Here is a 368-nt window from a genome sequence, read left to right on the forward strand (position 1 = left end):
CTCTTTTCGGGCATCAGATATTGGATATAATACTTCTTTTCGAGTTTTGCTATTAGAAGAAATTGAAGTCGCCTTTGGGGAATTTAGGGGGCTGCTTTTTCTCTTTTTTCTCTTAGTCGTTTTTATCTGGCTGCGTTCTTCCTGTGTAAAACCGAAGAGGTCATATAGAGTCATCACCGGTTCGGGCACATTGACTTCTAATGCAGCCTCCCCCCGGCTCTCTGAGAAATAAGGGGAGTTTGAAGAAAATACAGAAACAGGAACATCCGCATATTGTTGTGTAGTTTGAAAATCTCCGGGCGTCGGCGGCCGTTGTTCCCATAATTCCCGCTCCTTTTCGGCTGCATAAACCCCGAATTGCCTTAAAT

At 44.3% G+C, this 368-nt stretch carries 1 protein-coding gene; it reads right to left on the bottom strand.

What is annotated here, in order from left to right; all coding sequences use genetic code 11:
• A partial coding sequence (locus tag D0T53_RS13495; protein WP_221411548.1) for a hypothetical protein occupies window positions 1-368 on the bottom strand: 368 nt, incomplete at both ends.

It is taken from the genome of Dysgonomonas sp. 216, assembly GCF_010501065.1.
Lineage (GTDB): Bacteria > Bacteroidota > Bacteroidia > Bacteroidales > Dysgonomonadaceae > QVMM01.